At 61.3% G+C, this 1,112-nt stretch carries 1 protein-coding gene; it reads left to right on the top strand.

Annotation, left to right across the window (positions count from 1 at the left end):
• Positions 1–18: 18 nt before the first annotated feature.
• A protein-coding gene (locus AC6H0R_RS15305) for an IS3 family transposase (protein ID WP_497582231.1) occupies positions 19–1,112 on the top strand; the annotation gives its coding sequence in 2 pieces (ribosomal slippage) (positions 19–268 and positions 268–1,112; 1,095 coding nt annotated over the 2 pieces). This gene is flagged as partial in the annotation.

Below are 1,112 nucleotides of genomic sequence, written 5' to 3' on the forward strand. Positions count from 1 at the left end.
TCCGAACAGGAGACGGCAGTGAAGAAGCGTTTTACGGAAGAGCAGATTCTGGATTTTCTGAAGCAGGCCGAGGCAGGTGTGCAGGTCAAGGAGTTGTGTCGTCGGCACGGCTTCAGTGACGCCTCGTTCTACACGTGGCGGGCCAAGTTCGGCGGCATGACGGTGCCGGACGCGAGGCGCCTGAAGGAACTGGAGCAGGAGAACGGTCGGTTGAAGAAGCTGCTGGCCGAGGCGCACCTGGATATCGAGGCGCTCAAGGTCGTTGCACGGGGAAAAGGGTAAGCCCGACAGAGCGGCGAGAAGCGGTTCAGCAGATGCAAGCGCATGCCGGCATCTCCGAGCGCCGCGCATGCCAACTGATCGGGCTGTCCCGCACGGTATTGCGCTACCAGCCGCGCACGCGCACTCAGAACACGCAGCTACAGGCGAAGTTGGTTGAACTGGCGCAGGAGCGTCGGCGCTTTGGCTATCGGCGGCTGCACATCCTGCTCAAACGCGAGGGCGTTCAGGCCAACCACAAGCGGGTCTATCGTCTGTATCGGGCGGCAGGGCTGATGGTCAAGCGCAGGCGGCGACGCCAAGGCGTTGCCGTTGAACGGGAGCGTTTGAGTCTGCCGGCTGCGCCCAATCAGGTCTGGTCGATGGACTTCGTGTTCGATGCGCTCAGTTCAGGGCGGCGGATCAAGTGTCTGACGGTAGTCGATGACTTCACCAAAGAGTCAGTCGGCATCGTGGTTGATCACGGTATCAGCGGCGTGCGCGTCACCCGCGCGCTTGATGAGATGGCAAGGTTTCGCGGCTATCCGCAGGGGATACGCACCGACCAAGGTCCTGAGTTCACGGGCAAAGCGCTCGATCAGTGGGCATATCAGCGAGGCATCAATTTGAAGCTGATCCAGCCGGGCAAGCCGACACAGAACGCCTTCATCGAGTCGTTCAACGGCAAGTTTCGCGACGAGTGCCTCAACGAACACTGGTTCTGCTCGCTGTCGGAGGCGAGAATCCGAATTGCCGCGTGGCGCAGGGACTACAACGAATGCCGACCACACAGTGCCATCGGCAATAACACCCCGGCGGAGTTTGCCGCCAACTGGCGCGCCGGGAAGCAGCAA

This window comes from Pseudazoarcus sp. NS36 (assembly GCF_059703705.1).